The sequence below is a fragment of the Niveibacterium sp. genome (genome assembly GCF_041909475.1).
Lineage (GTDB): Bacteria > Pseudomonadota > Gammaproteobacteria > Burkholderiales > Rhodocyclaceae > Niveibacterium.
Window position 1 is genome coordinate 1 of the sequence record NZ_JAYRDJ010000010.1, and the last position, 25814, is coordinate 25814.

The window sequence follows — 25814 nt, forward strand, 5'->3', positions numbered from 1 at the left end:
TCGGCCCTGCGGGCCTCAAACAGTCCTCGCCACCGCCGCTGCGCGTCGGAACCCGATGCTTCTGCGCTGCTCGGCGTTTCAGAGGGGGAAGAAAAGCGTCGACGATCAGCCGCTGCAACTTCTCAGTGCGCGAAAACTGCGATGGTTCTGACTTTGGGTCCCGTCGAGAGCGCCGAGTAGCGGAGCGCGACCGGGAAGAAGGCCGAGGGCGCAGGCGGGGTTTCGCGAAGCACTGCTTCGCGCCGCTGGAGCCGGCTGGCTGTGCAAAGCCAGCCGTGGGCCGGTTTGAGCACCGAGCGCAGCGAGGGCGAGTTCCGCAGGCCCCCGGTTGCGCGAGCAACGCAGGGAAGTCAGGCGCTATGCGCCTGAGCGCGAACGCCGGGCGGCACTCTTTGCTTACTTTCTGGTGCTGTTGCCAGAAAGTAAGACGCCCGCCGGGGCGGGACCCGGCTTACATGGGAAAGCCGTCTTGGCTGGTCAACTCGTATCGTCGGCCATGAGTGGGACGTCGCCTATTCGACCCGACCCACGCAATCATTCGGCGCTCTGGGCGTACTCGTAATCGCAGGTTTCTTGCCGCGTTAGAAACACGCTTTGTGAATCGGCGCAGATTTCCGGATCAAACGGTGAAAACGGGTCTGAGATCCGCTGCGCACAGAATGAGCGCCAGCCTGCGGGTGTCATTTGTTTTTTGCATTGGCCGATTGTGCTCACGATGCCCATCGGATGCCGGGTGCCTAAAGCCGCAGTGTTCGTGACCTCGAACGTCAAGATCATCCTGGAGCCTGACACCTCGGTTCTGGTCGATACCACTGCAGTGATCTCGTCACCAACGATATCGCCGCAGATGGGCATGTCGTCCGGCAAGGTGGCGACGAGCTGTTTTAGGTCGCCGACGGTACGAACTTCTACACGGGTGATTGTTTCATTGCGCATGGCCGATGTGCCGTCTTGATGGGCGTAGCGAGAAGGCTCAGGCCGACGCTCGGAAAGCTTTGTCCAAAGTGAGTGAGCGCGCAGGGCTTTCATGCTTTGCGCGCTCGCCAGTTGGCGCGTCAGACCACCTCATCCAACAAGATCGCCACCGTCAGCAGATGCGCGCTGTTGAGACACGTCGCCAGCGGCACATCATGCACATCACACACTCGCATCAAGGCCGCGATGTCGGGTTCGTGCGGCTGTGCCGTCAGCGGGTCGCGCAGGAAGATCACGAGGTCGATGCGGCCTTCGGCAACCATGGCGCCGATCTGCTGGTCGCCGCCTAGAGGCCCGCTGAGCAGGCCGTGGACGGCGAGGCCGGTTTCGTCGCGGATGCGGCGGCTGGTGGTGCCAGTGCCGAGCAGCTTGCAGCGTTCAAGCCGGTCGCGGTGGGTTTTGGCGAAGGCGACGATCTGGTCTTTTTTGCCATCGTGGGCGATGAGGGCGACTGTTTTCATTACGCGTGGTCTCGTTTTCTTGTGTGTGTTCAGCCGGCGCGGACATCGCTCCACGCGGCGCCGGTGAGAGTGGCGAGCTGCGCGGGGGCGAGGGGGAAGACGGAGAAGGGCGTGCCGGCAGCCGCCCAGACCGTAGTGAAGCGTTGCAGATCGGTGTCGAGCAGCAGGCGTACCGGCTGCGCGTGGCCCAGGGGTGCGACGCCGCCGATGGCGTAGCCAGTGGCGCTGCGTACGAAGTCGGCGTCGGCGCGCTTGAGCTTTTCGCCCACCAGCGCGGCGACCTTATCTTCGCTGACACGGTTGTCGCCGCTCGCCACGACCACGATCGCCTGCCCGCTGTGCGCGCCGCGGAAGACGATCGACTTGGCGATCTCGGCGACGCTGCAACCGATCGCCGCGGCGGCTTCGGCCGAGGTGCGCGTGGGCTGGTCGAACTCGACGACCTTCACATCAAGGCCGCTGTCGTGCAGCAGTTGCTGGGTACGCAGTGCGGTGGGGTGAGTGGCGGGTTTCATCTATCGGGGACAACAAGCATCGAGGCGGGGCCGGATACAAAAAGGGCCACGCTTGCGGCGTGGCCCTTGTGCTTAGCGCTTGAGCTGCGAGAGGTCACGCACGGCGCCGGTGTCGGCGCTGGTGGTCAGCGCGGCGTAGGCCTGCAGCGCCTGCGAGACGTGGCGGACACGCGAGGCGGGCTTCCAGGCCTTGTCGCCACGGGCTTCCATCGCGGCCTCACGGCGCACCAGTTCTTCGTCGCTGACTGCGAGGTGGATGCGGCGGTTCGGGATGTCGATCTCGATCGTGTCGCCGTCCTGCACGAGGCCGATCGCGCCACCCTGCGCGGCCTCCGGCGAGGCGTGGCCGATCGAGAGGCCCGAGGTGCCGCCCGAGAAGCGGCCGTCGGTCAGCAGCGCGCACTGCTTGCCGAGTCCGCGGCTCTTGAGGTAGCTGGTCGGGTACAGCATCTCTTGCATGCCGGGGCCGCCCTTGGGGCCTTCGTAGCGGATTACGACGACATGGCCGGCCTGCACTTTCTCGGAGAGGATGCCTTCGACGGCGTCTTCCTGGCTTTCGAACACGATCGCCTTGCCGGTGAACTTCCAGATCGACTCATCGACGCCGGCGGTCTTCACGATGCAGCCCTTTTCGGCGATGTTGCCGGTCAGCACAGCGAGGCCGCCGTCCTTGGAGTAGGCGTGCTCGACATCGCGGATGCAGCCAGCGGTGCGGTCCAGATCCAGTTCGGGGAAGCGCTTGTCCTGGCTGAAGGCAACCTGGGTCGGCACGCCGCCCGGTGCGGCCAGATAGAAGTTGAAGATGTCCTGGCTGTGGGCGTGCATCACGTCCCAGGTGTCCAGCGCGCCACCCAGCGTCTTGCTATGCACCGTGTGGCATTCGCGGTGCAGCAGGCCGCCGCGCGCGAGTTCGCCGAGGATGCCCATCACGCCGCCGGCGCGGTGCACATCTTCGATGTGGTACTTGTCGGTCATCGGGGCGACCTTGCACAGGCAAGGCACCTTGCGCGACATGCGGTCGATGTCCTTCATCGTGAAGTTCACCTGCGCTTCGTGCGCGGCCGCCAGCAGATGCAGCACGGTGTTGGTCGAGCCGCCCATCGCAACATCCAGCGCAACCGCGTTCTCGAAAGCCTCGAAGGTCGCGATCGAGCGCGGCAGCACCGAGGCGTCGTCCTGCTCGTAGTAGCGCTTGCACAGTTCCACCGCGAGCCGGCCGGCGCGCAGGAACAGTTGCTTGCGATCGGCGTGTGTGGCGACGATGGTGCCGTTGCCCGGCAGCGAGAGGCCCAGCGCCTCGGTGAGGCAGTTCATCGAATTCGCGGTGAACATGCCGGAGCAGGAGCCGCAGGTCGGGCAGGCGGAGCGTTCGACTTCATCGACCTCGGCATCGCTGACCGCCTTGTCGGCAGCCTTCACCATCGCATCGACGAGGTCGAGCTTGATGATCTTCTGCCCGGCCGGGTCGGCCACGGTGACCTTGCCGGCTTCCATCGGGCCGCCGGAGACGAACACCGTCGGGATGTTCAGGCGCAGCGCGGCCATCAGCATCCCCGGGGTGATCTTGTCGCAGTTGCTGATGCACACCAGCGCGTCGGCGCAGTGCGCGTTGGCCATGTATTCGACCGAGTCGGCGATCAGCTCGCGGCTCGGCAGCGAGTACAGCATGCCGCCGTGGCCCATCGCGATGCCGTCATCGACGGCGATGGTGTTGAATTCCTTGGCGATGCCGCCCGCCGCTTCGATCTCGCGTGCGACCAGCTGGCCCATATCCTTCAGGTGCACATGGCCGGGCACGAACTGCGTGAAGCTGTTGGCGATCGCGATGATCGGCTTGCCGAAGTCGCCATCCTTCATGCCAGTGGCGCGCCACAGGGCGCGTGCGCCGGCCATGTTGCGGCCGTGGGTGGACGTACGGGAACGGTACTCAGGCATGGTGCTCACTCCAGGAAATGGCGCCGTCGGCGCCCGGCGACGCTGTTTGTCACAGCGGCACCGATACAATTCAGCTTTTCCGGAACGCGGGGCCGGCGCGGCGGATTGCGCTGCAAGGGGCCGATGAGCCCCGGCGCGACAACCCGGACCGCCCGGAAGCCAGAGGTGGGTTGCACCGCCTCGCATCCGACCTAAAAGATCAATTCTAGCGAAACTGGAAGCCCATCAATGCTTGTTCATCCGCAGTTCGACCCGATTGCTGTCTCGCTCGGCCCGCTGGCCGTGCGCTGGTACGGCCTGATGTACCTGGTCGCGTTCATGCTTTTCGTGACGCTTGGCAAGTGGCGCGCCAAACATGGCCCGATCAAGGGCTGGGTCGAGAAGGATCTGGACGACCTGCTGTTCTGGGGCGTGCTGGGTGTGGTGCTGGGCGGCCGCCTGGGCTATGTGCTGTTCTACAAGCCGGCGTACTACCTTGGTCACCCGGCGGAAATCCTCGCGGTCTGGCAGGGGGGCATGAGTTTCCACGGGGGCTTCCTCGGCGTACTGGTCGCACTATGGTTCTTTGGCCGCAAGACCGGGCGCAGCTTCCTGCAGGTGGGCGATTTCGTCGCGCCGCTGGTGCCGCTGGGCCTGGCCGCAGGCCGCATGGGCAATTTCATCAACGGTGAGCTGTGGGGGCGCATCACCTCGCCCGACGCATGGTGGGCAATGATGTTCCCGCAAGCGGCGAATGAGGACCGCGCCGCCGCGCTGCTCGACCCGGCCCTGATGGCGCAGCTCGCGCAGTACGGCGGTTTGCCGCGCCATGCCTCGCAGCTCTACCAGTTTGCGCTGGAAGGGGTGTGTCTGTTCGGGATCCTGTGGCTGGTGTCGCGCAAGGCTCGCCCGGTTGGTTTCATGGGGGCGAGCTTCCTGATCGGCTACGGCGTGTTCCGCTTCATCGCGGAATTCGCGCGCCAGCCCGATGACTTCCTCGGTCTGCTTGCCGGCCAACTCTCGATGGGGCAGTGGCTCTCGCTGCCGATGATCCTGATCGGCGGCGCCGTGATGGCGCTGAGCCTGAAGGGCAAGCTGCGCTGAAAATGGAAACGGGGGCCGCGGCCCCCGTTTTTCATTGTTTGCTGCGAACTCAGTTGAGTTCGTCGTACAGGTAGTACTTGGTGCCCTTGGCGGTAAGTTCCAGCGCCAGGCCGTCGCCCTGAATCTGGTAAAGCCACACGCCGTCCGACACCGGCACCGCGCCGGCGTAGGCGCCGCCCTTCTTGTCCATCTGCGCGGTGGCATTCGCCTGGGCCGAGGTCTCGAAGCTGCCGGACATGAATTTCTTCAGTTTGGCCGCATCGCGGAACACCCAGATCAGCGAGAACTTCTTCGCACCCATGCCGAGCCCGGCCTGCACCTCCACCATCTTCATGAAGAGCTCCTTGCCTGACTTGTCGTAGGCGATGCCCTTGCCGGTGCCGCTGCCAGCCACCAGGATCTTCACGCCGAAGTTGTTGATCACCGCATAGCCCGCCGCCCCGGCGATGGCGGATTTCGCGCCGGGTTGCAGCTTGTAGAGCTTGCTAAGCGTCGCCTTGACGTCCTTGCGGATCTCCGCGCGTTCCTTGTCTTTTTCCTTCGCGCTCATGCCCGCCGAAGCGAAAGCCGGCGCAAGCGCGAGCAGCAGCGCAAGCGCGCCGCCGATAAGCCGTGCATGCATGGTGATCCCTCCCTGTTGTGGTGCCGCGGAGCGTAAAGCTTGCGCCGGCCACACCTACGGCTCTTGATGCCGGTCAGGTCCGCCGGCTGGGCGTTTGCCGGATTTGGCGCCACTGCGCCGCCGGGGCTTGTGTGTGCCAATGTATCTTTATGTCGCAATTGCCATACAAGGGCGAGCGGGCGACGGTAAGCTCGCGGGACTTTTCGTCTTGATTCGCCACGGAATTCCGAAATGATGGCCCGCCCCGGAGTGTTTCGCATGTCGCGTTTTGTTGCCTTCTTCGCCGTTGCGCTGCTCGGTGCAACGCTGAGCGCCTGCAGTCCCAACAAGCATGATGCGGCCGAGGCCGCCAAGAAGGCCGCTGCGCAGCCGCTGCTGCTGGCGCCGGAAGACGTTCGCCGCGTCGACAGCGCGCTGAATGCCGGCGGCCCGGTGCTGACCGGTTCGCTGCAACCCGAGCGCCGCGCCGATCTGCGCGCCGAGGTGTCGACCACCGTGCTGCAGGTTCTGCGCGACAACGGCGACGTGGTGCGCAAGGGTGACCTGCTGGTGCGCATGGACGACACCTCGATCCGCGACAGCCTGTCGTCGGCCGAGGAAGCGGCGCGCGCCGCCGAGCGTTCGCTGGACCAGTCCGAGCGGCAGTTCAAGCGCCTCACCACGCTGCAGGGGCAGGGCATGAGCTCGACCCAGTCGGTGGAGGACGCGGAAGCCCGCCGCAACCAGGCGCAGAGCGATCTGGCTGCTGCTCGCGCCCGCGTGGTGGCGGCGCGTCAGCAACTGCAGCGTACCGAAGTGCGGGCCCCGTTCGACGGCGTGATCAGCGATCGCAAGGTCTCGGCCGGCGATACCGCGCAGGTCGGCAAGGAGCTGCTGAAGGTGATCGACCCGGCCAGCATGCGCTTCGAAGGCTTGGTGTCGGTCGAGCGTGTCGCCGAGCTGAAGGCCGGCCAGGCGGTGCACTTCCGTGTCGCAGGTGCCAGCCAGGCGGCGTTCTCCGGCCGGGTGCAGCACATCGCACCGAGCGCGGATGAAGTGACCCGCCAGGTCTCGGTGCGTGTGGCGGTGGAAGGGGATGTGCCGCGCGTCGCAGGCCTCTACGCCGAGGGGCAGGTCGTTACGACGAGCGACATGGTGCCGATGCTGCCGGAAGCGTCGCTGTCGCGCGAGGGCGAGCACACCTACGCCTGGCGCGTAGCCGGCGGCAAGCTCGCGAAGGTGGCGCTGAAACTGGGCGAGCGCGATGCACGCAGCGGCATGTGGGTGGTGCGCGCAGGGGTGGCAGCGGGCGATGAAGTGCTGCGCGCGCCGAGCACCGGCCTCGTTGACGGCCAGCCCGTCGAACGCGCCGCGTCGAAGGCCAAACAGTAAGCCGCCGCGCCCCCTCACTCAGCGAGCCGAACAGCCATGTTCCTGTCCGATTTCAGTATCCGCCGCCCGATTGCAATGGTGGTGATCATCCTGGCCCTGATGTTCGCGGGCCTTCTCGCCCTCAACAAGCTGCGCGTGAACCAGATCCCGGATGTGCAGCCGCCGGTGCTGGTGGTCAACATCACCTACCCCGGCGCCTCGCCCGATTCGGTTGAGCGCGAGGTCATCAACCGCGTCGAGAAGGCGCTGCAGAGCATTACCGGCATCGATGAAGTGCGCTCCACCGCGGCCGAAGGCAACGCGACGATCGTGCTGATCTTCAAGTTCAGCAAGAACCTGATCGAAGCGGCCGACGAGGTGCGCAACGCGATCGCGTCGGTGCGCTACAAGCTGCCGGTGGAAATGCGCGAGCCGGTGCTCGAACGCGTTGACCCCTCGGCCGAGCCGATCATGCAGCTCGCGCTGTCGTCCTCGGCGATGAGCCACGCGGAACTCTCGCGCCTGGCGGAAGACCAGTTGGCCGATCGCTTCCGCGCGATCCCCGGCGTGTCGGTGGTCGAGGTGCATGGCTCGCTCAAGCGCGAGCTGTCGGTGCTGCTGCATGCCGAGAAGCTGCGCGCCTTCAACGTATCGGTGGCCGAGGTGGTTGCGGCCCTGCGTACGCAGAACGCCACTGCACCGGTCGGCAAGGTGCGCGGCGAACTGCAGGACCAGAGCATCCGGCTGGTCGGTCGTATCGAGCGGCCGGGGGAGTTCGAGCAGATCGTCGTGCAGCGCCGCGGAGAACAAGTCGTGCGCCTGGGGCAGCTCGCAACCGTGCGCGATGGCTTTGGCGAAATCGACACCCAGTCGGTGCGCAACGGCCAGCCCAACGTTGGCATTTCGGTGATGCGCTCGCGCGATTCCTCGACCGTGGCGATCGCGAATCAGGTGCGCAAGCTGGTCGAAACGATCGGCAAGGAGCTGCCGAAAGGCACCACGCTGGTCGTCACGCGCGATGGCGGCGAAGAGGCGCAGGACAGCCTCAACAACGTGGTGCACGCGCTGATCTTCGGCGCCGGCCTCACCGTGCTGGTGGTGTATGCCTTCCTGAATTCCTGGCGCTCGACGCTGATTACCGCGCTGTCGCTGCCGACCTCGGTTATCGCCGCCTTCATCGCGGTGTGGCTGTGCGGCTTCTCGCTGAACTTCATGAGCCTGCTGGGGCTCTCGCTGGCGATCGGGGTGCTGATCGATGATGCGATCGTGGTGCGAGAGAACATCGTGCGGCACATGGAGGCGGGCGAAGACCGCATGACGGCAGCGCTGCGCGGCACCGCCGAGATCGGACCTGCGGTGGCGGCGACGACCTTCTCCATCGTCGCGGTGTTCGTGCCGGTGGCCTTCATGCAGGGCATGTCGGGCGAATGGTTTCGCCCCTTCGGCCTGACGGTGGTGACCTCGGTGCTGGTCAGCCTGTTCATCAGCTTCACGCTGGACCCGATGCTGTCGGCCTATTGGGGCGACCCGGCCGGCCATCACCTTGCGGAAAAGCGCGGATTGGGCAAGAAGCTGGCGGTGTTCAACGTCTGGTTCGATCGTCAGTCCGAACGCTATGGCCGCATCGTGGCCTGGGCGCTGCATCACCGCGCCTGGATGTTTGCCTTCGCGGCGGCGAGCTTCGTGCTGGCGATCGTGCTGCAGATCACGCTGGGCGGGTCGAGCTTCCTGCCGGCGTCGGACAACCCGGTGATTGCGGTCGACGTGCGTACGCCGGCGTCGAGCAGCCTGGAGTACTCGCGCCGCAAACTCGAGAGTGCCGCTACGCTGGCGCACACGATCAAGGAGACGACGGCGACCAACACCCAGGTGCGCCCGGACGGCGGCCGCATCTATGTGGACATCGGCAAGAGCTCGACTCGCAAGCGTTCGGCGCAGGAGATCGCGAGCGAACTGCGCGTGAAGCTCAAGCGCCTGGTCGGTGCCGAATACGTGGTGCTGGACGATCTGTCGAACGGCGCGCAGAAGCCGGTGCAGATCCGCTTCCATGGCACCGATGCGCGCCGGCTGCAGGAGATCACCAGCGACTTCATGGCGCGCTTGCGCCAGGTGCCGGGTGCGGTGGACGTCGGCCTGTCCGAGCAGGATCCGCAGGACGAATTGCGTATCGAACTCGACCGTGGCCTCGCCAACGCGCTGGGCATTTCGGCCAACGATGCGGCGCAGGCGCTGCGCGTGGCCTTCGCGGGGGTCGAGGTGGGCGACTGGGTGGACCCGGCCGGCGAGACGCGTGATGTGGCGGTGCGGCTTGCGCCGGAAGACCGGGTCGACGCCGGCAACATCGAACGGCTGCCGATTGCGGTGGCCGGCAGCGGCGCTGTGGTGCCGCTGGACCAGATCGCGACGATCACGACCGGCAAGGGCCCGTCGAAGATCCAGCACATCGACGGCAAGCGCATGGTCACGGTGTCGGCCAACGCGCAGGGGCGCTCGTCCGGCGAGGTCACGGCGGACGCGATGAAGCTCGCGCAGGCGATCCAGTTCCCGCCCGGTTTCGGGCTTGAGCTGGGCGGCGCATCGAAGGACCAGCAGGAGGTGTTCGGCGCCATGCTGATCGCGCTGGTGTCGGGCGTCGGCATGATGTACTTCGTGCTGGTGATCCAGTTCGGCTCCTTCACCGCGCCGCTGCCGGTGATGCTGTCGCTGCCGCTGTCGCTGATCGGTGTGGTGCTGGCCTTGCTGCTGACGCGCGGCACGATGAACCTGATGAGCCTGATCGGCGTGATCATGTTGATGGGCCTGGTGGCGAAGAACGCGATCCTGCTCTTGGATGCCGCACGCAAGCTCGAAAGCGAGGGCATGGATCGCGAAGAGGCGCTGATGGCGGCCGGCCGCAAACGGCTACGCCCGATCCTGATGACGACCTTCGCGCTGATCGCCGGCATGCTGCCGGTGGCGATCGGTGTCGGCGAGGGGGGCGAGTTCTACAGCCCGATGGCGGTCGCGATCATCGGCGGCACGATCACCTCCACGCTGCTGACGCTGCTGGTGATTCCGAGCTTCTACGATTCGATCGAGATCAAGCGCGATTCGGCGATGCGCAAGCTCCGCGACCGTGTGGCACGCGGCAACGCCTTCGTCGCCTTCGTCACGACGCTGGCCGAGGCGCTTGCTGCGCTGCTGGGGCTGCGCTTCGTATGGCGTGTGCTGCGGCGACTGTTCGGTGGCCCGCGCCGGGTGAGCAAGGCCGCCTGATCCGCGCACCGTAAACAGAACGGGCCACAGCGGCAATGCACGCTGTGGCCCGTTTTCTTTTCAGGTGTCGGGGCTGGGTGGCCCCGGTAGCTCAGCCGCGGTAGCGGTTCACCTCGTCGCGGGTTGCGAGCGCCACGGCGCGCGCCGCATCGGCAAAATCCTCGCCCTTGCCGGCGTACAGGATCGCGCGCGACGACGAGATCATCAGCCCGCTGCCGGCGGCGCTGCGGCCGGCTCTCACGGTGGCTTCCACGTCGCCGCCCTGCGCACCGATGCCGGGCACCAGCAAGGGCAGGTCGCCGACGATCGTGCGCACGTCCGCCAACTCCTGCGGGAAGGTCGCGCCCACCACCAGCGCGGCCTGGCCGTGCGGGTTCCACTTTGTTGCGACGAGCTCGGCGACATGCTGGTAGAGCTTGCGGCCGCCATCGACCTGAAGGAACTGCAGGTCGGAGCCGCCGGGGTTGGAGGTGCGGCACAGCACGATCAGGCCGCGGTCCTTCCATTCCAGATAGGGCTCGACCGAGTCGAAGCCCATGTACGGGTTCACCGTTAGCGCGTCCGCCTTGTAACGCTCGAAGGCCTCGCGGGCGTACTGCTGCGCGGTGGCGCCGATGTCGCCGCGCTTGGCGTCCAGCACTACCGGCACTTGCGGGTGCTTGGCGTGGATGTGGTCGATCAGGGCTTCGAGCTGGTCTTCGGCGCGCAGCGCGGCGAAGTAGGCGATCTGCGGCTTGAACGCGCAGGCGAGGTCGGCGGTGGCGTCGACGATCGCGCGGCAGAATTCGAACACCGCGTCCGGGCGGCCCTTCAGATGGGCCGGGAATTTGCTCAGATCAGGGTCGAGGCCCACGCACAGCAGCGAGTTCCGGCTGCGCCAGGCAGCATCGAGTTTGGAGCGGAAATCCATGAAGAGGGTCCTTGCAGTCAGACCCCGGATTCTACCTGCGACGCATGGCCCGCCGCGCAGCGCCGACGGCACGGACGGTCAACATCGTTGGGGCGTTTCGCGCGACAATCACGCGATTCCCTCATGCCCCGTAGAGGAGGCTTCATGCGTCGCGCCTTTCGATTTGCCCTGCTGCCAATGCTCGTGTCGCTCGCCGCTTGCGGCGGTGGCGGCGGTTCCGTGTCGGTGCAGCCGCCGGCAACCTTGCCGGACGCCGATGTGTCGGCGGTGGCCAAGAGCGATCCGGGCTCAGCGCTGCCCTCCACCTGGAAGCAGGGTCCGTTCATCGAGATCTATGTGCGCGGCTATCAGGACAGCGACGGTGACGGCATCGGCGACCTCAAGGGTCTCACCCAGCGGCTCGACTACCTGAAGGACTTGGGCGTGACCGGCATCTGGCTGATGCCGGTGACCCAGTCGCAGGATAACGACCACGGCTACGCGGTGACCGACTACCGTGCGATCGAAAAGCAGTACGGTTCGCTGGCGGACTTCGATGCGTTCGTGGCGGCGGCCCACGCGCGTGGTATCGGCGTGATCATCGACTACGTGATGAACCACAGCGCGGCGCAGAACCCACTGTTCCTCAACTCCAGCGGCGCGAAGGACGGCGCGCGGCGTGACTGGTACATCTGGTCGGCGACCAAGCCCAGCGGCTGGAGCATCTACGGCAACGACCCGTGGAAGTCGAGCAGCACCGGCTACTACTTCGCTGGCTTCTGGGACCAGATGCCGGACTTCAACCTGCGCAACGCCAAGGTGCTGGCCTACCACCACGACAGCATGCGCTTCTGGCTCAACCGTGGTGTCGATGGCTTCCGATTCGACGCCGTTGGCAATCTGGTCGAGAACGGCTCGTCGGCCTGGGAAGGGCAGCCCGAGAACTACACGATCATGGGCGCCGTGCTCACGATGCTCAACGGCTACCAGAACCGTTACATGGTCTGCGAGGCGCCGGTCGCGCCAGAGAAGTTTGGCGGTTCCGACGCCTGCGGCAGCGCCTTTGCCTTTGGCCACAACTATGACATCGTCAGCGCGGCCAAGGGCAGCAGCAGCGCGGTGGCTGCGGTGGCGAACTACTTCAGCGGCGCGCCGGCGAACATGGCGGCGATGGTGTCGAACCACGATGCCTTCGCAGGTGACCGCCTGTGGACGCAGGTGAACGGCAACCTGCCGCAATACCGGCTCGCGGTCGCAACCTACATGCTGCAACCGGGCGTGCCCTTCATCTACTACGGTGAAGAGATCGGCATGGCCAACAACAACGGCCTCAGCGGTGACTGGAAACTGCGCACGCCGATGAGCTGGACGGCCGACACCACGACCGCCGGTTTCACCACCGGCAAGCCCTTCCGCGCGGTGTCGAGCAACGTCGCGACCAACAACGTCGCCGCGCAGCTGGGCGATGCCAACTCACTGCTGAGCTTCTACAAAGCGCTGATCTCGATGCGCAAGGCGCACCCGTCGCTGGCGGGCGGCTCTTACGACAATGCCACCGCCAACGGCTGGACGATGAGCTTCACGCGCAGCACCGCAAACGAGACGGCGCTGGTTGCCATCAACTACGGCAGCAGCGCGTCCAGCGTGACGTTCAGCGGCCTGCCGGCGGGGGCGACGGTGTCGGCGGCCTGGCCTGTGAGCGGCGTTGGTGGTGTCGCCTCCGGCGGTAACTTCACGACGGCGGTACAGCCGCAGTCCTTCGTCGTCTATACGATCGCGAAGTAAGCGCGACCGGACTTGTCTGGAACGGCCCTGCGGCGTTGCGCTGCAGGGCCTTTTTCGTTGAATCGCACGCTGGCGACGTCGCGGCCCGCATCGCCACGCCGCCGCTGCACCGCGTTACCCGAGTCAAGAAACCGCCCGTGGCGCACCGGGCGAGGCGTGGCCTTTGAATACGCTGGGTGTTGTTGGGTTGGCTTCCGTTCGGTTGGTCGCAAGTCTTTGAGCTGAAAGCAATAATTCCGCGTTACAATATACGGTTTTTCCGGGCGGACGTCCGCCCGATGGCAGATCAAAGGAATTCCTCGTGCTGGTCGCAAACAACATCACCATGCAGTTCGGCGCCAAGCCGCTGTTCGAGAACGTCTCGATCAAGTTCGGCGACGGCAACCGTTACGGCCTGATCGGCGCCAACGGAGCCGGCAAGTCGACCTTCATGAAGATCCTCGCTGGCGTGCTGGAGCCCTCGGCTGGCAATGTGGCGCTGGATTCGGGCGAGCGCATGGCCTTCCTGCGCCAGGACCAGTTCGCGTACGAAGACCAGCGCGTCATCGATGTGGTGATGCAGGGCCATGCCGAGATGTGGGCCTGCATGAAGGAGAAGGACGCGATCTACGCGAATCCCGAGGCCACCGAAGACGATTACATGCACGCCGCCGAACTCGAGGCGCACTTCGCCGAGTATGACGGCTACACCGCCGAGGCGCGTGCCGGCGAGCTGCTGCTGGGCGTGGGCATCCCGACTTCGCAGCATACCGGCCCGATGAGCGAGGTCGCGCCGGGCTGGAAGCTTCGAGTGCTGCTGTGCCAGGCACTGTTCTCGAACCCGGACATCCTGCTGCTCGACGAGCCGACCAACAACCTCGACATCAACACCATCCGCTGGCTGGAGAACGTGATCAATCAACGCGAAAGCACGATGATCATTATCTCCCACGACCGTCACTTCCTGAACCAGGTCTGTACCCACATGGCCGACCTGGACTACGGCCGCATCCAGATCTACCCGGGTAACTGGGACGACTACATGGAAGCCGCGCAGCAGGCGCGTGAGCAGCAGGCGAAGGACAACGCCCGCGCGAAGGAAAAGGTCGCCGAGCTGCAGGAATTCGTGCGTCGCTTCTCGGCCAATAAGTCGAAGGCCCGCCAGGCCACCAGCCGCGCCAAGCAGATCGAGAAGATCAAGATCGATGAGTTCAAGCCCTCGAGCCGCCAGTACCCGTGGATCCGCTTCGACTACGACGAGAAGGAAAAGCTGCACCGCCACGCGGTGGAGGTCGAGAAGCTGACCTTCGGCTACGAGCCGGGCAAGACGATCATCAAGGATCTGACCATCACCATCGATGCGGGCGACAAGGTCGCGATCATCGGCGAGAACGGCGTTGGCAAGACCACGCTGCTGAAGCTGCTGATGGGCCAGCTGCAACCGCAGTTCGGCACCGTGAAGTGGGCCGAGAAGGCCAAGCTCGGCTACTACGCGCAGGATCACGCGGAAGACTTTGCCGGCGGCGAAAACCTGACGGACTGGATCTCGGGTTACGTGCGCGAAGGCGGCTACGAAGGCGACGACGCGGTGACGCTGATCCGCGGCACGCTCGGCCGTCTGCTCTTCAAGGGCGACGATGTGAAGAAGTCGGTCAAGGTGATCTCCGGTGGCGAGCAAGGCCGCATGCTGTTTGGCAAGCTGATGCTCCAGCGCAAGAACGTGTTGCTGCTCGATGAGCCGACCAACCACATGGACATGGAGTCAATTGAATCGCTGAACGCTGGTGTGATGGACTTCAATGGTACGGTGCTGTTCGTCTCGCACGACCGCGAGTTCGTCGGTTCTGTTGCGACCCGCATCATCGAGATCAAGCAGGACGGCCAGATCGTCGACTACCGCGGCACCTACGACGAATACCTGCACAGTCAGGGCGTCGAATAAGCCGCGCTTGTTCCGCGCGCACAAGGCCGGCCGCCGAGAGGCGCCGGCCTTTTTTCTTGTCGGCGGTCTTGTGAGAGCGCTGCGATGCGCGGCTGCATGCACCGGCCCGGGTGCTCACAGACTGCGCAGGCGTTGACCTTGCTCCAAGCAGCGTATCGGCGGCACGCTCAAAATCCTGCTCCCCCTGCAACGCCCTTCGCATCATGCACGCCCAACCCGTTTCATTCGTCCGCCCGCGCTCTTCGGTGCAGAGCGGACTTCCCGCGATCATCGGCCATCGTGTCGAACTGCAGTTGCTCACCACGCTGCAGTGCAACCTCAAGTGCAGCTATTGCTCGATCAGCGAGGGCGACGTGCTCGGCTCGCAGGGCAAGGTCGAATACGACATCGAAACCCTCCACCGGTTTGTTGAGACACACCTTGCTGCCAAGGATGTGTACGTCACCTTCTACGGCGGCGAGCCAACGCTCAACCGTGCATTCATGGAGACGGTGATGTGGCGCTACCCGCATTTCCGTTTCCAGCTGCAGACCAATGGCACGTTGCTCGACGACTTGCCCGAATGGGTGCTGCGGCGTCTGGACAACATTCTTGTCTCGATCGACGGTGGCGAGCAGGTCACCGATGGGTACCGCGGGCGTGGCATCTACCGTCAGGTGATGCGCAACGTGGAGCGGGTGCATACGCGTGTTGGCGGCTCGCTGACCGCGCGTATGACCTGGTCGAGCGATGAGATCGATGTTGCGCAGATCGAAGCGCTGCTGGAGCGCTTCGACTATCTGTACTTCCAGTTCGTCGCTGATCACGCCTACACCGACTCGGCGATGACACGCCGCAAGGCGGTGCTCGATGAACTCGTTGTGCGCTTCTTCCGCGATACCGACGCCTTGCTGCCGGTGATCCCGTTGATGGGTATCGTGCGCAACAAGCTGTTCCCGAATCTCGTTGACGAACGCCATCACGGGCGTGCGCAATGCCGCGTCTCCTCGCACATCCTTAACGTGATGCCGGATGGCCGCATCTTCCCGTGTCCCGACCTGATGCACCTGCCCGAGATGCAGATGGGCGACCTTGCCGAGAACTGGCTCGAACCGAGTCCGCTACAGCAGCATCCCGACATGCCTTGCGGCAGCTGCGAAGCGCAGGCCTGGTGCCGCGGCAACTGCATGAAGAACCTGTGGATGGGCTATGTGCGCAAGGACGAGGCCTGGCGTAGCGGCATCACCGACCCCGTGTGCGAGTTGGTGCGTCACCTCGGCGACGCGATCGATCGCTATCCGCTGGCGGACTGGTACGCCGCGCTGCCCGAAGCGCTGCAGCGCGAGATCGTCGACTGCCCGGTGTATGACTACGTCGAGATCATGCCGTAACGTGTGAGGGCTTGGCCCGTGCGAGGCCGAGCCCAACACAGCTGCCGATCAGGGCACCGGCGGCGTGTGCCTGCCACGCGACTTCGATGCCCGCAGGCAGGCCACTGAGATCCGTCGCCGTGCCGCCTGCATCGCATGTCAGCTTGATCAGAAACATCATCACGATCAGCGCGACCGGTATGCGCAGGCCGGTGTCGCGCCACAACACGCCACCCGCCGCAAAGCCCATCATCACCGCCAGTGCCGACGCGCCGCGGTAGGTGGCGAGTTGCGGCGCGGTGAGCAGCGTCAGCAGGCTGAGCACAGGCGGCGAGACGCAATACAGCAGCACGGCGCGGCGGGTGCCGAGCGCGGTTTCGACGACGCTCGCGGCGATCAGCATCGTCAGCAGATCGGTCAGCGCGTGGGCCAAGCCAAAGTGCAGCAGATGGCCGCTCCAGAGCTGCCAAACGGCAGCGCCATCGAGTGGCGCACGCGTCAGTTCGAGTTGCGCGGCCCAGGCTGAGGGAAGCGCGATCGCCGCGAGGCTCATCACCGCGATCGCGATGCTGGCGAGCGGCCAGCGCAGGTTTACATTCACGGCCGGCGGCGCAGGCCGATCAGGATCGCGAGGCCAAGCGCGAGCAGCACGCCGGCGAGGCCCACGCTGCCGCCTCCGCTGTAACCGGGGCGATTGACGACTTGCACACTGCTGTCTGTCTTCATGCGCTCGCGGAAGCGTTCGAGTTCGGCTTTCAGGTTCGGCACCAGATCAATCACCGCGGCATCGAAGCCCGCTGCGCGTGCTTCGCGCGAGGCTTCGCTGTAGTTCACCAGGGTCGAACTGCCCTTGATGTGGCTGGTGCCGGGTGCGCGAAACAGCAGCTTGTGGCTCGCGACGTCGAACACGGCGGCATCCACCATCGTCTGTACATCGTAGCGATCGCCCTGAATTACGTAAGCCCCCACGATGGTCCAGTACAGCATCGACAGCACGCCGTTATCGACGAACTGAACCTGGTCGTAGGAGACCAGCGCGACGACGTCGACATCGAACATCCGCGCCACCTGTTCCAGATTGGCGAAGCCGCCCTTCGCGCGCAGGTAGGACGAGGGGATCACTTCGATCTTGCCGACGTAGGGCAGGCTGGCGAAGTTGCTCTTCACTTTCTCCAGCAACAACGTCTTCTGCTGTTCGGGAATCGCCTTACCCCATTGCGCGGCCGGGGCGAAGGCAATGCCAACGTTCACCGGTGGCCGCAGGGTCGTTACGCCGGGCGCAATTTGCGGCGCCTGCTTGGCGTCCGGAAACAGATACTCGACGGCGCTGCCGGATTGGGTGTGCGTGTCCGTGCGATGCCACAGGCTTGCGCAGCCGGCCAGGACAAGAAGCGCGCATGCGGCGGCGCTGTTGCGAAGCAGTGCGGTGATGTTCATGACTCGTGTTTGGTGTTGATGGTGGCGAGATGCTGTGCGCCACAGCGCGGTGCCGGCGAGCACGATGTTGTGAGTTGCATCGGGTGCGCGCTGGCGTAGCGGATTTCGATACGCAGCTCGCCCTCGACGACCCCGGCGTGTTGACGCGGCGACCAGAGCAAGTTCGTACACCGCCCCAATCAACCGCCAGGCAGGTTCCGTCTGTGGCAACGCTGGACCGTGTGCGAAATCGATCTTGAGGAATGCGAAAACGGGTTCTATCGTGCTTTGAGGCTATGCGCGTCGCGAATCCCATTTGCATGGGGGATTTGCCCATCTGAGCGCGCTCGTGTTGGGAAAATGAATCACTGGAAAAGTGATCTGCACGAACAAAAATGCTGTTGGCATACTTGGCCGGCCGCGCATTGCGGGTTTCGCGTCGACGCGCGCCTTAATCGGGCGATCGGGTCGAGCGGAATTGACCACCGCCGGATACCCCGGCGGGGTCTGGACCACAACAGGAGATGTCCAAGATGATCGTTCGCCGTTCCCTGGTCACGCGCGTGACCGGTATCGCCGCATGTCTCGCGGCGGCCCTTCCCCAGCTTGCAATTGCTGGCGGCACCATCAGCGCGTTCGATGTGCCGCAGGCACCGGTTGAACACACCGATCGCCTGATCGTGAAATACCGCAACACGCTCAACATCGGCGCGCAATCGGCACCTGTGGCGACGCAGCGCGCGCAGGTGTTTGAAGCTGCCGGCGCGCGCCTGGGTGTGACAATGCATGCTTTGCGAAAGACCGCCCTCGGTGCGGACGTCGTGAAGCTCGACCGCAAGGTCACGCAGGCTGAAGCGTCGCAGTTGATCGCCGAACTGAAGGCCCGCGATGCCAATATCGAATACGCGGAGCCGGATCGCATGATGCATGTGCTCTTCACGCCGAACGACACGCGCTATGCCGAGCAGTGGGATCTCTACGAAGCCACCGGGGGCATGCGTGTGCCGGGGGCGTGGGACCAGGGCAACGGCAGCGGCGTGGTGGTTGCAGTGATTGACACCGGCTATCGGCCACACGCCGACCTCGCCGCGAACATCGTTGCAGGCTACGACTTCATCTCCGACACCGCCGTGTCCAACGACGGCGATGGCCGCGATGCCGACGCGAGTGACCCGGGCGACTGGACCAATGCGGGCGAGTGCGGCACCGGCTGGGCTGCAACGAATTCAAGCTGGCACGGCACGCATGTGGGCGGCACGATCGCGGCGCTCACCAACAACAGCAGTGGTGTCGCCGGCATCGCCTACGGCGCGCGGGTACAAGCGCTGCGGGTACTCGGGCGTTGCGGGGGCTACACCTCCGATATTGCCGACGCGATCGTGTGGGCTTCCGGTGGGGCGGTGAGCGGCGTACCGGCGAACCCGACGCCCGCGCGGGTAATCAACATGTCGCTTGGCGGCGGCGGTGCTTGCGATACGACGACGCAGAACGCGATCACGTCGGCGCGTTCGCGCGGTACGGTCGTGGTGGTGGCGGCAGGCAACGAGAACCAGAATGCCTCGAACTCAAACCCGGCGAACTGCTCAGGCGTGATCGCGGTTGCCGCGACGGGCCGCTACGGCGATCGGGCCTACTACTCGAACTACGGCAGCATCGTGACGCTGGCAGCACCGGGCGGAGACATGAGCGGCAGCGCGTCCAACGGCATCCTGTCCACGCTCAACGCGGGCACCAAGTCGCCGGGGGCGGATTCCTACGCCTTCTACCAGGGCACCTCGATGGCGACGCCGCACGTCGCGGCGGTTGCCGCGTTGGTGATCGCAAAGAACCCGGCGCTCACGCCGGATCAGGTGAAGAGCGTGCTGACCAGCACCGTGCGGCCCTTCCCCGGAACCTGCTCCGGTTGCGGTGCAGGCCTCGTGGATGCCAGCGCGGCGATGGCTGCTGCGAATGGTGGCGGCGGTGGAGGCGGTGGCGTGGTCAGCGTGAACGAAGTCGAGCCGAACAACACGCGTACGGCGCCGATGATGTTGTCGCAGCCGTCGAAGGTGGCGGGCACGATGGCGTCCAGCACTGACCAGGACTGGTATCGCGTCGATCTGCCTGCCGGCAAGACGCTGACGGCGACCATGGTGCCGGGCCTCAGCACCGCGGATTACGATCTCTACCTCTACAACTCGCCTGGCACGCAGATCGCGAAGAGCGAACTCGGCGCCGGGAAGACCGATACCGCGAGCACCACCAACACAGGTAGCACCACTGTTACGCGCTATGTGCAGGTGCGCTACTACAGCGGCGGTACCGGCTCGACGAACGGCAAATACTCGCTGAACGCAAGCTGGTAACGCGATAACGCAGTGCCCCTGGGGCGTCGCAATACGCCCCAGGGGCAAAAATAAAAGCCCCGCTTCGGCGGGGCTTTGTTCTACGTCTGCGCCGGATCAGCTTTCCAGTGCCTTACCGACCACTTCCGCTACGTCGCGCGAGAGGCCGTTATGGCTCTGAATGCGTGCGAGTTGAACTCGCGCGAGTGACTGGCGGTGGGTGTCGAACTTACGCCAGCGGTCGAATGTGCGTGCGATGCGCGATGCCACTTGCGGGTTCATCGCGTCGAGCTGAAGGATCGCGTCAGCAGCATATTCGTAGCCCGAACCATCGGCGGCGTGGAAGTGCTTCGGGTTGGCGGCGCAGAAGGCACGGATCAGCGCATACACCTTGTTCGGGTTCTTGATGTCGAACGCTGGGTGTTGCAGCAGGGCGCGCACACGCTTGCCGGTGTCTGCGGTGCGTGCGGTCGATTGCACCATCAACCACTTGTCGACGACCAGCGCCTCGTCCTTCCACTTGTCGAGGAAGCGGGTCAGCGCGTCTTCGCGTTCCGCCACATCGAACTGCGCAATGGCGGAGAGCGCGGCCATCGTGTCGGTCATGTTGTCGGCGCCATCGAACTGCGCCATCACTAGCGCGCGCGACTCTGCGTCGTCGATTTCGGCCAGGTAGCCGAGGCAGGCGTTGCGCAGTGCCCGCGCACCGGCTTGGCGTGCGTCCGGCGAGTAGGGCGCGTCGATCTTCAGCTCGTGGTAGGCGGCTGCCAGGGGGCCTTTGAGTTCTTTGGCAAGATGGCGGCGCAGCGCGAGGCGTGCGGCGTGGATGGCATCCGGATCAACGGTGCCTTCGGTGGCCTCGATCAAAACCACTTCGGAAGGCAGCGCCAGCGCTTCGGCCACCAGTGCCGGATCTCCGCCCGGCGCGAAGGCCGAGCCGAGCAGCGCGCGGATTGCGTCGGCGTAGCTGACAGGAATCCATGCGAGCGAATCGCCATTGCCGGTCTGATAGGCGGCGATCCCGGCCATCAGGATGTCGGTCGCGAGGCGCTGACCGGCTTCCCAGCGGCAGAACGCATCGCTGTCGTGCGCCATCAGGTGCGTGAGTTCGGCCGCGGTGTAGGGGTAGTCGAGCACGACGGGCGCCGAGAGGCCGCGCAACAGCGAGGGCACCGGGGCCGCCGCAACGTCTTCGAACACGAAGGTCTGGCGGTCTTCGGTGACCGACAGCACGCGCTGTGTACCAGCAGCGCAGGCCTCACCAGCTAGGCGCAACGGCAGCTCGCGGCCCTCGGCATCGAGCAGGCCCAGCACCAGCGGCAGGTGGTAGGCGCCGCGCGCGACCGGCTTACCCTCGGCTTCGAGGCGCTTTTCGTAAGCGGTGACCGGGTACTGCTGCGCGACATCCAGCGTGAAGCGCTTGGCGGCAGCATCGTATGCGCTGCGTACGATCAGCTTCGGCGTGCCGGCCTGGTTGTACCAGCGCTTGAACTGCGTCAGGTCGAGGCCAGAGGCATCCTGCATCGCGGCGACGAAATCCTCGCAGGTCACGGCCTGGCCGTCGTGGCGCGCGAAGTAGAGATCCATACCCTTGCGGAAGGCGTCCTTGCCGATCAGCGTGTGAATCATGCGGATCACTTCAGCGCCCTTCTCGTACACCGTGGCGCTGTAGAAATTGCTGATCTCGGCGTAGCTCGCCGGGCGGATCGGATGCGCCATCGGGCCCGCATCCTCAGGGAACTGCGCGGTGCGCAGCGTGCGCACTTCCTGGATGCGGGTGACGCCGGCCGAGTGCATGTCCATGCCGAACTGCTGGTCACGGAACACGGTGAGGCCTTCCTTCAGCGACAGCTGGAACCAGTCGCGGCAGGTCACGCGGTTGCCGGTCCAGTTGTGGAAGTATTCGTGCGCGACAACGCGGTCGATGTTCTGGAAGTCGATGTCGGTGGCGGTGTCCGGGCGGGCCAGCACGTACTTCGTGTTGAAGATGTTGAGGCCCTTGTTCTCCATCGCGCCCATGTTGAAGTCGCCGACCGCGACGATCATGTAGTGGTCCAGATCCATCTCCAGACCGAACACGTCCTCGTCCCACTTCATCGACTTCTTCAGGGCTTCCATCGCATGGCCGCACTGGTCGAGCTTGCCCGGCTCCACGTACACCGCGCAGCGCACCTTGCGACCGGACTTCGTGACGAACCAGTCCTCAAGCACGTCGAGTTTGGCCGCGACCATTGCGAACAGGTAGCTCGGCTTGCGGAACGGGTCTTCCCACTTCGCCCAGTGGCGGCCGCCTTCTTCGTCACCCGCACCGACCGGGTTGCCGTTGCCTAAGAGCACCGGGAACTGCGCCTTGTCGGCGTGGATGGTGACGGTGTACTTCGCCATCACGTCCGGGCGGTCGAGGAACCAGGTAATGCGGCGGAAGCCTTCGGCCTCGCACTGCGTGAAGTAGCCGTCCTTCGAGCGATAGAGGCCGGACAGCTGCGTGTTGGCATCCGGGTTGATCGTGCTAACGGTGGTTAGCGTAAAGCTCTCCGGCAGTTCGGCGTGGATCAGCAGGCGGTCATCGCACAGCGCGTACTCGCCCTGGCCGAGCAGGCGGCCGTCGAGGCGGATTGCCTCCAACTTGAGTTCTTCGCCTGTCAGTACCAGCGCCGCGCTCGGGTCGGCCGCGGCCGGGTTGCGGTGGCAAGCGAGGGCTGCCGTGACGGTGGTGGAGCCGCTCTCGATCGCGATGTCGAGATCGACGGTCTCGATCAAGAAGGCAGGCGGGGTGTAGTCCTTCAGGTAGATCGCTTGTGGCGTGTCGGTGCGCATGGGGGTCCTCGGTCTGGGCGCCGCGCGGCGGCGGGGCAGAAACCGGTGCCTGCGCCCACGCGCACGCCCGTTCCGCCGTTCTGGAATGGAGCGAAATTCTAGTGGAGCAGATCGTGCCCGGTTGTCGTTCATGCGACCGGGAATTGCCGGCGCGGGGCGGGGAATGTATGGAACCGGAAGCCAGAAAGATGAAGCCCGTCGGTGAGGGGGGACTCGACCGACGGGCGGGGGGAGACAAGGACGCTACGGAGGAGGAGAGGCCGCTGGGGGAAGCGACTTCGGGGGGGGACGGGGGGAGTCCGTAACGCCTTGGAACGAATTAGACCAGCCTTGCGATTTCCTATCCTTGCGGGGATTGCGCAATTCAAAAAAAAGTTCGGGGCTGCACGAAAACGGAAGAAACCCATACGGCAGGCCGCTTTGCGGGTAATCCCGCATTGCTTGATGCCGGAATGCGACGGCTGTGACTGCCTGCACAGTTTCCAGACGGTTCCGAATTGACAGCGATTGCTTGTGCGGCCCGTACAAATTGCGCAGGCCTCGGCAATCCGTCCGCGAATCGGGCCAGATGGCTCTGACGACCCGCCCGAGTCGTGGCAGACTCCGCGCACGCATGCGGAGGTCACGGTTGTGTTAGCAGCTCAGGTGTCGGACGTTGATGGCGGTGCAGCGGTGCACCTGGATGCACTTGCGCAACTCGATCGTTTGCGCGAAACCGCGCCGCAAAGAGCCCTCCGCTACGCGGAAGAACTCCTCGACGACGCATTGAGTGCGGCCGACGGCGCGTTGGCGGCGCGCATCCGCCTCGGCCTCGGGGAAGTCTTGCGGGTACTGGGGCGCGTGCCGGATGCCACCACCCACCTTCGCGCTGCGCTCACCTGGTTCGAAGCCAACGGTGATCGCCTCGGCGAAGCCTGGGCGCACCACCATCTTGCAACCGTGTGTGCTGCCAGCGGCCTGCTGGATCATTCACTGCGGCACATCGAAAACGCGCGCGACCTGTTCGATCTGCTCGACGAAGCGCGTGGTCAGGCGCGCGCACTGGTCACTGAAGCGGTCACCTATTCCAATTCCGGGCGCCCGGCCGAGGGCCTGCAGCTGGCGGAGCGGGCCGAGCGCATCTACCGCCTGCGTTGCCCGCAGCACCAGATCGAGCTTGGTTATGCGCTGTACAACCGCGCGACACCGCTGATTGCACTCGGGCGCCACGAGGAGGCGCGAGACGCGCTGGCGGAGGCGCTCGACATCAGCCGCCGTGGTGGCGCCAATCGCCTTGGTGCGCTGGCGTTGGGGCAGATGGGCGTGATCCACCAGTTGCGTGGCACGCTCGACGCCGCCCGCGATGCGATTGAAGACGCCCTTGAGCTGGGCGAGGCGATGGGCGAGCCGATCATCGAGGCCTGGAGCCACTACCACCTCGCCGCGATTGCGGCCGAGATTGGCGACAAGGAGACCTTCGACAACCACATGGATCGTGCGCTGGCCTCGGCGCAGAAGCATTCCTTGCTGGATTGCCACGTCGCCTGCCTCGACCAGTTGCACAAGCACTATGAGCGGATCGGCGATACGACGGCTGCGCTGGCGACACACCGTGAGCTGCTCACCGCGAGGTTGACGCAGCTTGAACGCACCAGCTCTCAGAACCTGCGCTACATGCAGGCGGTGCGTTCGCTGGAAGACACCCGCGCGGACAAGGCAGAGCTGGAAACCCGCGTCGCGGAGCGCACGCGCGAGCTCTCCGAAACCGTGCAGCGCCTGGAGCGCGAAATCACGCGGCGCGAGGAAATCGAGCGTCAGGTGCGTTTTCTGGCCGAGCGCGATCCGCTGACCCGTTGCCCCAACCGGCGCGCACTGATTTCCTTCCTCGGTGAGATGTTGCACGCGGCCGCTGGCGGCGAGCATGTGGCGGTGATCTTCATCGACGTCGACCGTTTCAAACAGATCAACGATTCGCTCGGCCACACTGCGGGCGACAGCGTGCTGTGCGATGTCGCGCAGCGGCTCGCACAGGCTTGCGGCGATGGCGGCCTGTTGTCGCGCTACGGTGGCGACGAGTTCGTCGCAGTGATGCCACTCGAAGCAGCGGTCGGTGCCGGGCGTGCACTGGCCGATCGCGAGCTGGCGCTGGCGGTGGCGCGGGTGCGGCGTTGTTTTGAACAGCCCTTTGCGGTCAGCGGCGAGCAGTTCTATCTGGATTGCAGCATTGGCGCGAGCCTGCATCCGGAGGATGGCAACGAGCCCGAGCAGTTGATCGCCTGTGCCGACATGGCGATGTATGCGGTCAAGCAATCCGGCCGCGGCGGCCATGCGCTGTTTGACGTGTCACTCGCCGAGGCAGCGCACGAACGGCTTGCGCTTGAGAAATCACTGCGCCATGCGACCGAGCGTGGCGAGTTCGAGTTGCGTTTCGAGCCGCGCGTTGCTGCGCGCAGCGGGCTCGTGGTCGCGCTCGAAGCGCTGCTGCGCTGGCGCCACCCGAAGCTCGGCTGGGTGCCGCCGTCACGCTTCATTCCGATTGCCGAAGACACCGGCGAGATCGTGCCGATTGGCCGTTGGGTGCTGGAGCATGCCTGCATGCAGCTCGCCAGCTGGCGCGCGATCGGGCATCACAGCCTGCGCGTGGCGGTGAATGTGTCGGCGCGGCAGATTCGCGATGTGGAACTGCTGCCGGCGATCGAACATGCGCTCAAGGCCAGCGGCCTGCCGCCCGACGCGCTGGAAGTCGAGATTACCGAATCGCTGCTGATCGAAGACCCGGAAGGTGTGGCGCGCGTGCTCGGCCGCCTCAAGGATGCCGGTATCCGCATCTCGCTGGACGACTTCGGCATGGGCTATTCCAACCTCGCGATGCTCGCGCGCATGCCGCTCGACATCCTCAAGCTCGATCGCAGCCTGGTCGAAGAGATGGTGCGCAGCACCCGCGCGGCAACCGTGGTCGCGTCTATCGTCAGCCTTGCGCGCGGTCTCGGCCTCGCGGTGGTTGCGGAGGGCGTGCAGGACGAAGGCACGCGCATTGCTTTGACCGCGCTGGCGTGCGACAGCTTCCAGGGCTACCTGTTCTCGCAACCGCTGACGGCGGACGAAGTCAGCGCGCGGCTCGCAGCCGTCGGCTGACGC

The 25814-nt window shown here is 65.2% G+C and carries 17 protein-coding genes; 8 read left to right on the forward strand and 9 right to left on the reverse strand.

The features are described from left to right. Positions 1-534: 534 nt before the first annotated feature. The 4 genes from ACE3P0_RS08765 to ilvD form a co-directional block, all read right to left on the reverse strand. The gene (locus ACE3P0_RS08765) at positions 535-1029 is read right to left on the reverse strand and encodes a hypothetical protein (RefSeq protein WP_374401923.1); all 495 of its coding nucleotides are present in this window, start codon (positions 1027-1029) and stop codon (positions 535-537) included. A 26-nt stretch (positions 1030-1055) separates the two neighbouring features. Further along, on the reverse strand, positions 1056-1436 hold the full coding sequence (locus tag ACE3P0_RS08770; protein ID WP_374401925.1) for a methylglyoxal synthase: 381 nt from the start codon (positions 1434-1436) through the stop codon (positions 1056-1058). A 29-nt stretch (positions 1437-1465) separates the two neighbouring features. Then, positions 1466-1951 (reverse strand): YbaK/EbsC family protein, encoded by a 486-nt coding sequence (locus tag ACE3P0_RS08775; RefSeq protein WP_374401927.1) that lies wholly within the window; start codon positions 1949-1951, stop codon positions 1466-1468. A gap of 72 nt (positions 1952-2023) precedes the next feature. Continuing rightward, a complete protein-coding gene (gene ilvD, locus ACE3P0_RS08780) occupies positions 2024-3886 on the reverse strand; it encodes a dihydroxy-acid dehydratase (RefSeq protein ID WP_374401929.1) in 1863 nt (620 codons plus the stop codon). Between the two features lie 228 nt (positions 3887-4114). On the opposite strand from ilvD, the gene lgt reads away from it, so the two are divergent. Next, positions 4115-4969: a prolipoprotein diacylglyceryl transferase gene (lgt, locus tag ACE3P0_RS08785; RefSeq protein WP_374401931.1), complete on the forward strand. Its 855-nt coding sequence runs from the start codon at positions 4115-4117 to the stop codon at positions 4967-4969. A 49-nt stretch (positions 4970-5018) separates the two neighbouring features. Here the strand turns inward: lgt and ACE3P0_RS08790 are convergent, their stop codons facing one another. Then, the gene (locus ACE3P0_RS08790; protein ID WP_374401933.1) at positions 5019-5591 is read right to left on the reverse strand and encodes a hypothetical protein; all 573 of its coding nucleotides are present in this window, start codon (positions 5589-5591) and stop codon (positions 5019-5021) included. Positions 5592-5849: 258 nt separating this feature from the next. On the opposite strand from ACE3P0_RS08790, the gene ACE3P0_RS08795 reads away from it, so the two are divergent. Continuing rightward, a complete protein-coding gene (locus tag ACE3P0_RS08795) occupies positions 5850-6962 on the forward strand; it encodes an efflux RND transporter periplasmic adaptor subunit (protein ID WP_374401936.1) in 1113 nt (370 codons plus the stop codon). A 36-nt stretch (positions 6963-6998) separates the two neighbouring features. Beyond that, positions 6999-10196, forward strand: coding sequence for an efflux RND transporter permease subunit (locus ACE3P0_RS08800; RefSeq protein WP_374401938.1), 3198 nt, complete (start codon positions 6999-7001; stop codon positions 10194-10196). A 91-nt stretch (positions 10197-10287) separates the two neighbouring features. Here ACE3P0_RS08800 and pyrF read toward each other — a convergent pair whose 3' ends face one another. Then, positions 10288-11106 carry an orotidine-5'-phosphate decarboxylase gene (pyrF, locus tag ACE3P0_RS08805; RefSeq protein ID WP_374401940.1) on the reverse strand — a complete coding sequence of 273 codons (819 nt, stop codon included), beginning with the start codon at positions 11104-11106 and terminating at the stop codon, positions 10288-10290. A gap of 144 nt (positions 11107-11250) precedes the next feature. Here pyrF and ACE3P0_RS08810 point away from each other — a divergent pair, with 144 nt between their 5' ends. The 3 genes from ACE3P0_RS08810 (at position 11251) to ACE3P0_RS08820 (ending at position 16161) form a co-directional block, all read left to right on the forward strand. Continuing rightward, on the forward strand, positions 11251-12870 hold the full coding sequence (locus tag ACE3P0_RS08810) for an alpha-amylase family glycosyl hydrolase (protein WP_374401942.1): 1620 nt from the start codon (positions 11251-11253) through the stop codon (positions 12868-12870). 301 nt (positions 12871-13171) lie between these two features. Next, on the forward strand, positions 13172-14791 hold the full coding sequence (locus tag ACE3P0_RS08815) for an ABC-F family ATPase (RefSeq protein ID WP_374401944.1): 1620 nt from the start codon (positions 13172-13174) through the stop codon (positions 14789-14791). Between the two features lie 245 nt (positions 14792-15036). Beyond that, positions 15037-16161 carry a radical SAM protein gene (locus ACE3P0_RS08820; protein WP_374401946.1) on the forward strand — a complete coding sequence of 375 codons (1125 nt, stop codon included), beginning with the start codon at positions 15037-15039 and terminating at the stop codon, positions 16159-16161. Here the strand turns inward: ACE3P0_RS08820 and ACE3P0_RS08825 are convergent. Together ACE3P0_RS08825 and rhlP are read right to left on the reverse strand one after the other, a co-directional pair. Continuing rightward, entirely contained in the window at positions 16151-16741 is a 591-nt protein-coding gene (locus tag ACE3P0_RS08825) for a rhomboid family intramembrane serine protease (protein WP_374401948.1), read from the reverse strand. The genes ACE3P0_RS08820 and ACE3P0_RS08825 overlap by 11 nt on opposite strands. Continuing rightward, positions 16738-17577: a rhombotarget lipoprotein gene (rhlP, locus tag ACE3P0_RS08830; protein ID WP_374401950.1), complete on the reverse strand. Its 840-nt coding sequence runs from the start codon at positions 17575-17577 to the stop codon at positions 16738-16740. The genes ACE3P0_RS08825 and rhlP overlap by 4 nt, the downstream gene beginning before the upstream one ends. 512 nt (positions 17578-18089) lie before the next feature. Here rhlP and ACE3P0_RS08835 point away from each other — a divergent pair. Next, positions 18090-19901, forward strand: coding sequence for a S8 family peptidase (locus tag ACE3P0_RS08835; protein ID WP_374401953.1), 1812 nt, complete (start codon positions 18090-18092; stop codon positions 19899-19901). Between the two features lie 96 nt (positions 19902-19997). Here the strand turns inward: ACE3P0_RS08835 and pepN are convergent, their stop codons facing one another. Next, positions 19998-22697: an aminopeptidase N gene (gene pepN, locus ACE3P0_RS08840; protein ID WP_374401955.1), complete on the reverse strand. Its 2700-nt coding sequence runs from the start codon at positions 22695-22697 to the stop codon at positions 19998-20000. A 645-nt stretch (positions 22698-23342) separates the two neighbouring features. On the opposite strand from pepN, the gene ACE3P0_RS08845 reads away from it, so the two are divergent. After that, entirely contained in the window at positions 23343-25811 is a 2469-nt protein-coding gene (locus tag ACE3P0_RS08845; protein ID WP_374401957.1) for an EAL domain-containing protein, read from the forward strand. Positions 25812-25814: the final 3 nt, after the last annotated feature.

What these genes read in the sequence shown, in the direction of transcription:
- ACE3P0_RS08765 (WP_374401923.1), bottom strand. Translation starts at nt 1,029, where the DNA reads ATGAAAGCCCTGCGCGCTCACTCACTTTGGACAAAGCTTTCCGAGCGT.
- ACE3P0_RS08770 (WP_374401925.1), bottom strand. Translation starts at nt 1,436, where the DNA reads ATGAAAACAGTCGCCCTCATCGCCCACGATGGCAAAAAAGACCAGATC.
- ACE3P0_RS08775 (WP_374401927.1), bottom strand. Translation starts at nt 1,951, where the DNA reads ATGAAACCCGCCACTCACCCCACCGCACTGCGTACCCAGCAACTGCTG.
- ilvD (WP_374401929.1), bottom strand. Translation starts at nt 3,886, where the DNA reads ATGCCTGAGTACCGTTCCCGTACGTCCACCCACGGCCGCAACATGGCC.
- lgt (WP_374401931.1), top strand. Translation starts at nt 4,115, where the DNA reads ATGCTTGTTCATCCGCAGTTCGACCCGATTGCTGTCTCGCTCGGCCCG.
- ACE3P0_RS08790 (WP_374401933.1), bottom strand. Translation starts at nt 5,591, where the DNA reads ATGCATGCACGGCTTATCGGCGGCGCGCTTGCGCTGCTGCTCGCGCTT.
- ACE3P0_RS08795 (WP_374401936.1), top strand. Translation starts at nt 5,850, where the DNA reads ATGTCGCGTTTTGTTGCCTTCTTCGCCGTTGCGCTGCTCGGTGCAACG.
- ACE3P0_RS08800 (WP_374401938.1), top strand. Translation starts at nt 6,999, where the DNA reads ATGTTCCTGTCCGATTTCAGTATCCGCCGCCCGATTGCAATGGTGGTG.
- pyrF (WP_374401940.1), bottom strand. Translation starts at nt 11,106, where the DNA reads ATGGATTTCCGCTCCAAACTCGATGCTGCCTGGCGCAGCCGGAACTCG.
- ACE3P0_RS08810 (WP_374401942.1), top strand. Translation starts at nt 11,251, where the DNA reads ATGCGTCGCGCCTTTCGATTTGCCCTGCTGCCAATGCTCGTGTCGCTC.
- rhlP (WP_374401950.1), bottom strand. Translation starts at nt 17,577, where the DNA reads ATGAACATCACCGCACTGCTTCGCAACAGCGCCGCCGCATGCGCGCTT.
- ACE3P0_RS08835 (WP_374401953.1), top strand. Translation starts at nt 18,090, where the DNA reads ATGATCGTTCGCCGTTCCCTGGTCACGCGCGTGACCGGTATCGCCGCA.
- pepN (WP_374401955.1), bottom strand. Translation starts at nt 22,697, where the DNA reads ATGCGCACCGACACGCCACAAGCGATCTACCTGAAGGACTACACCCCG.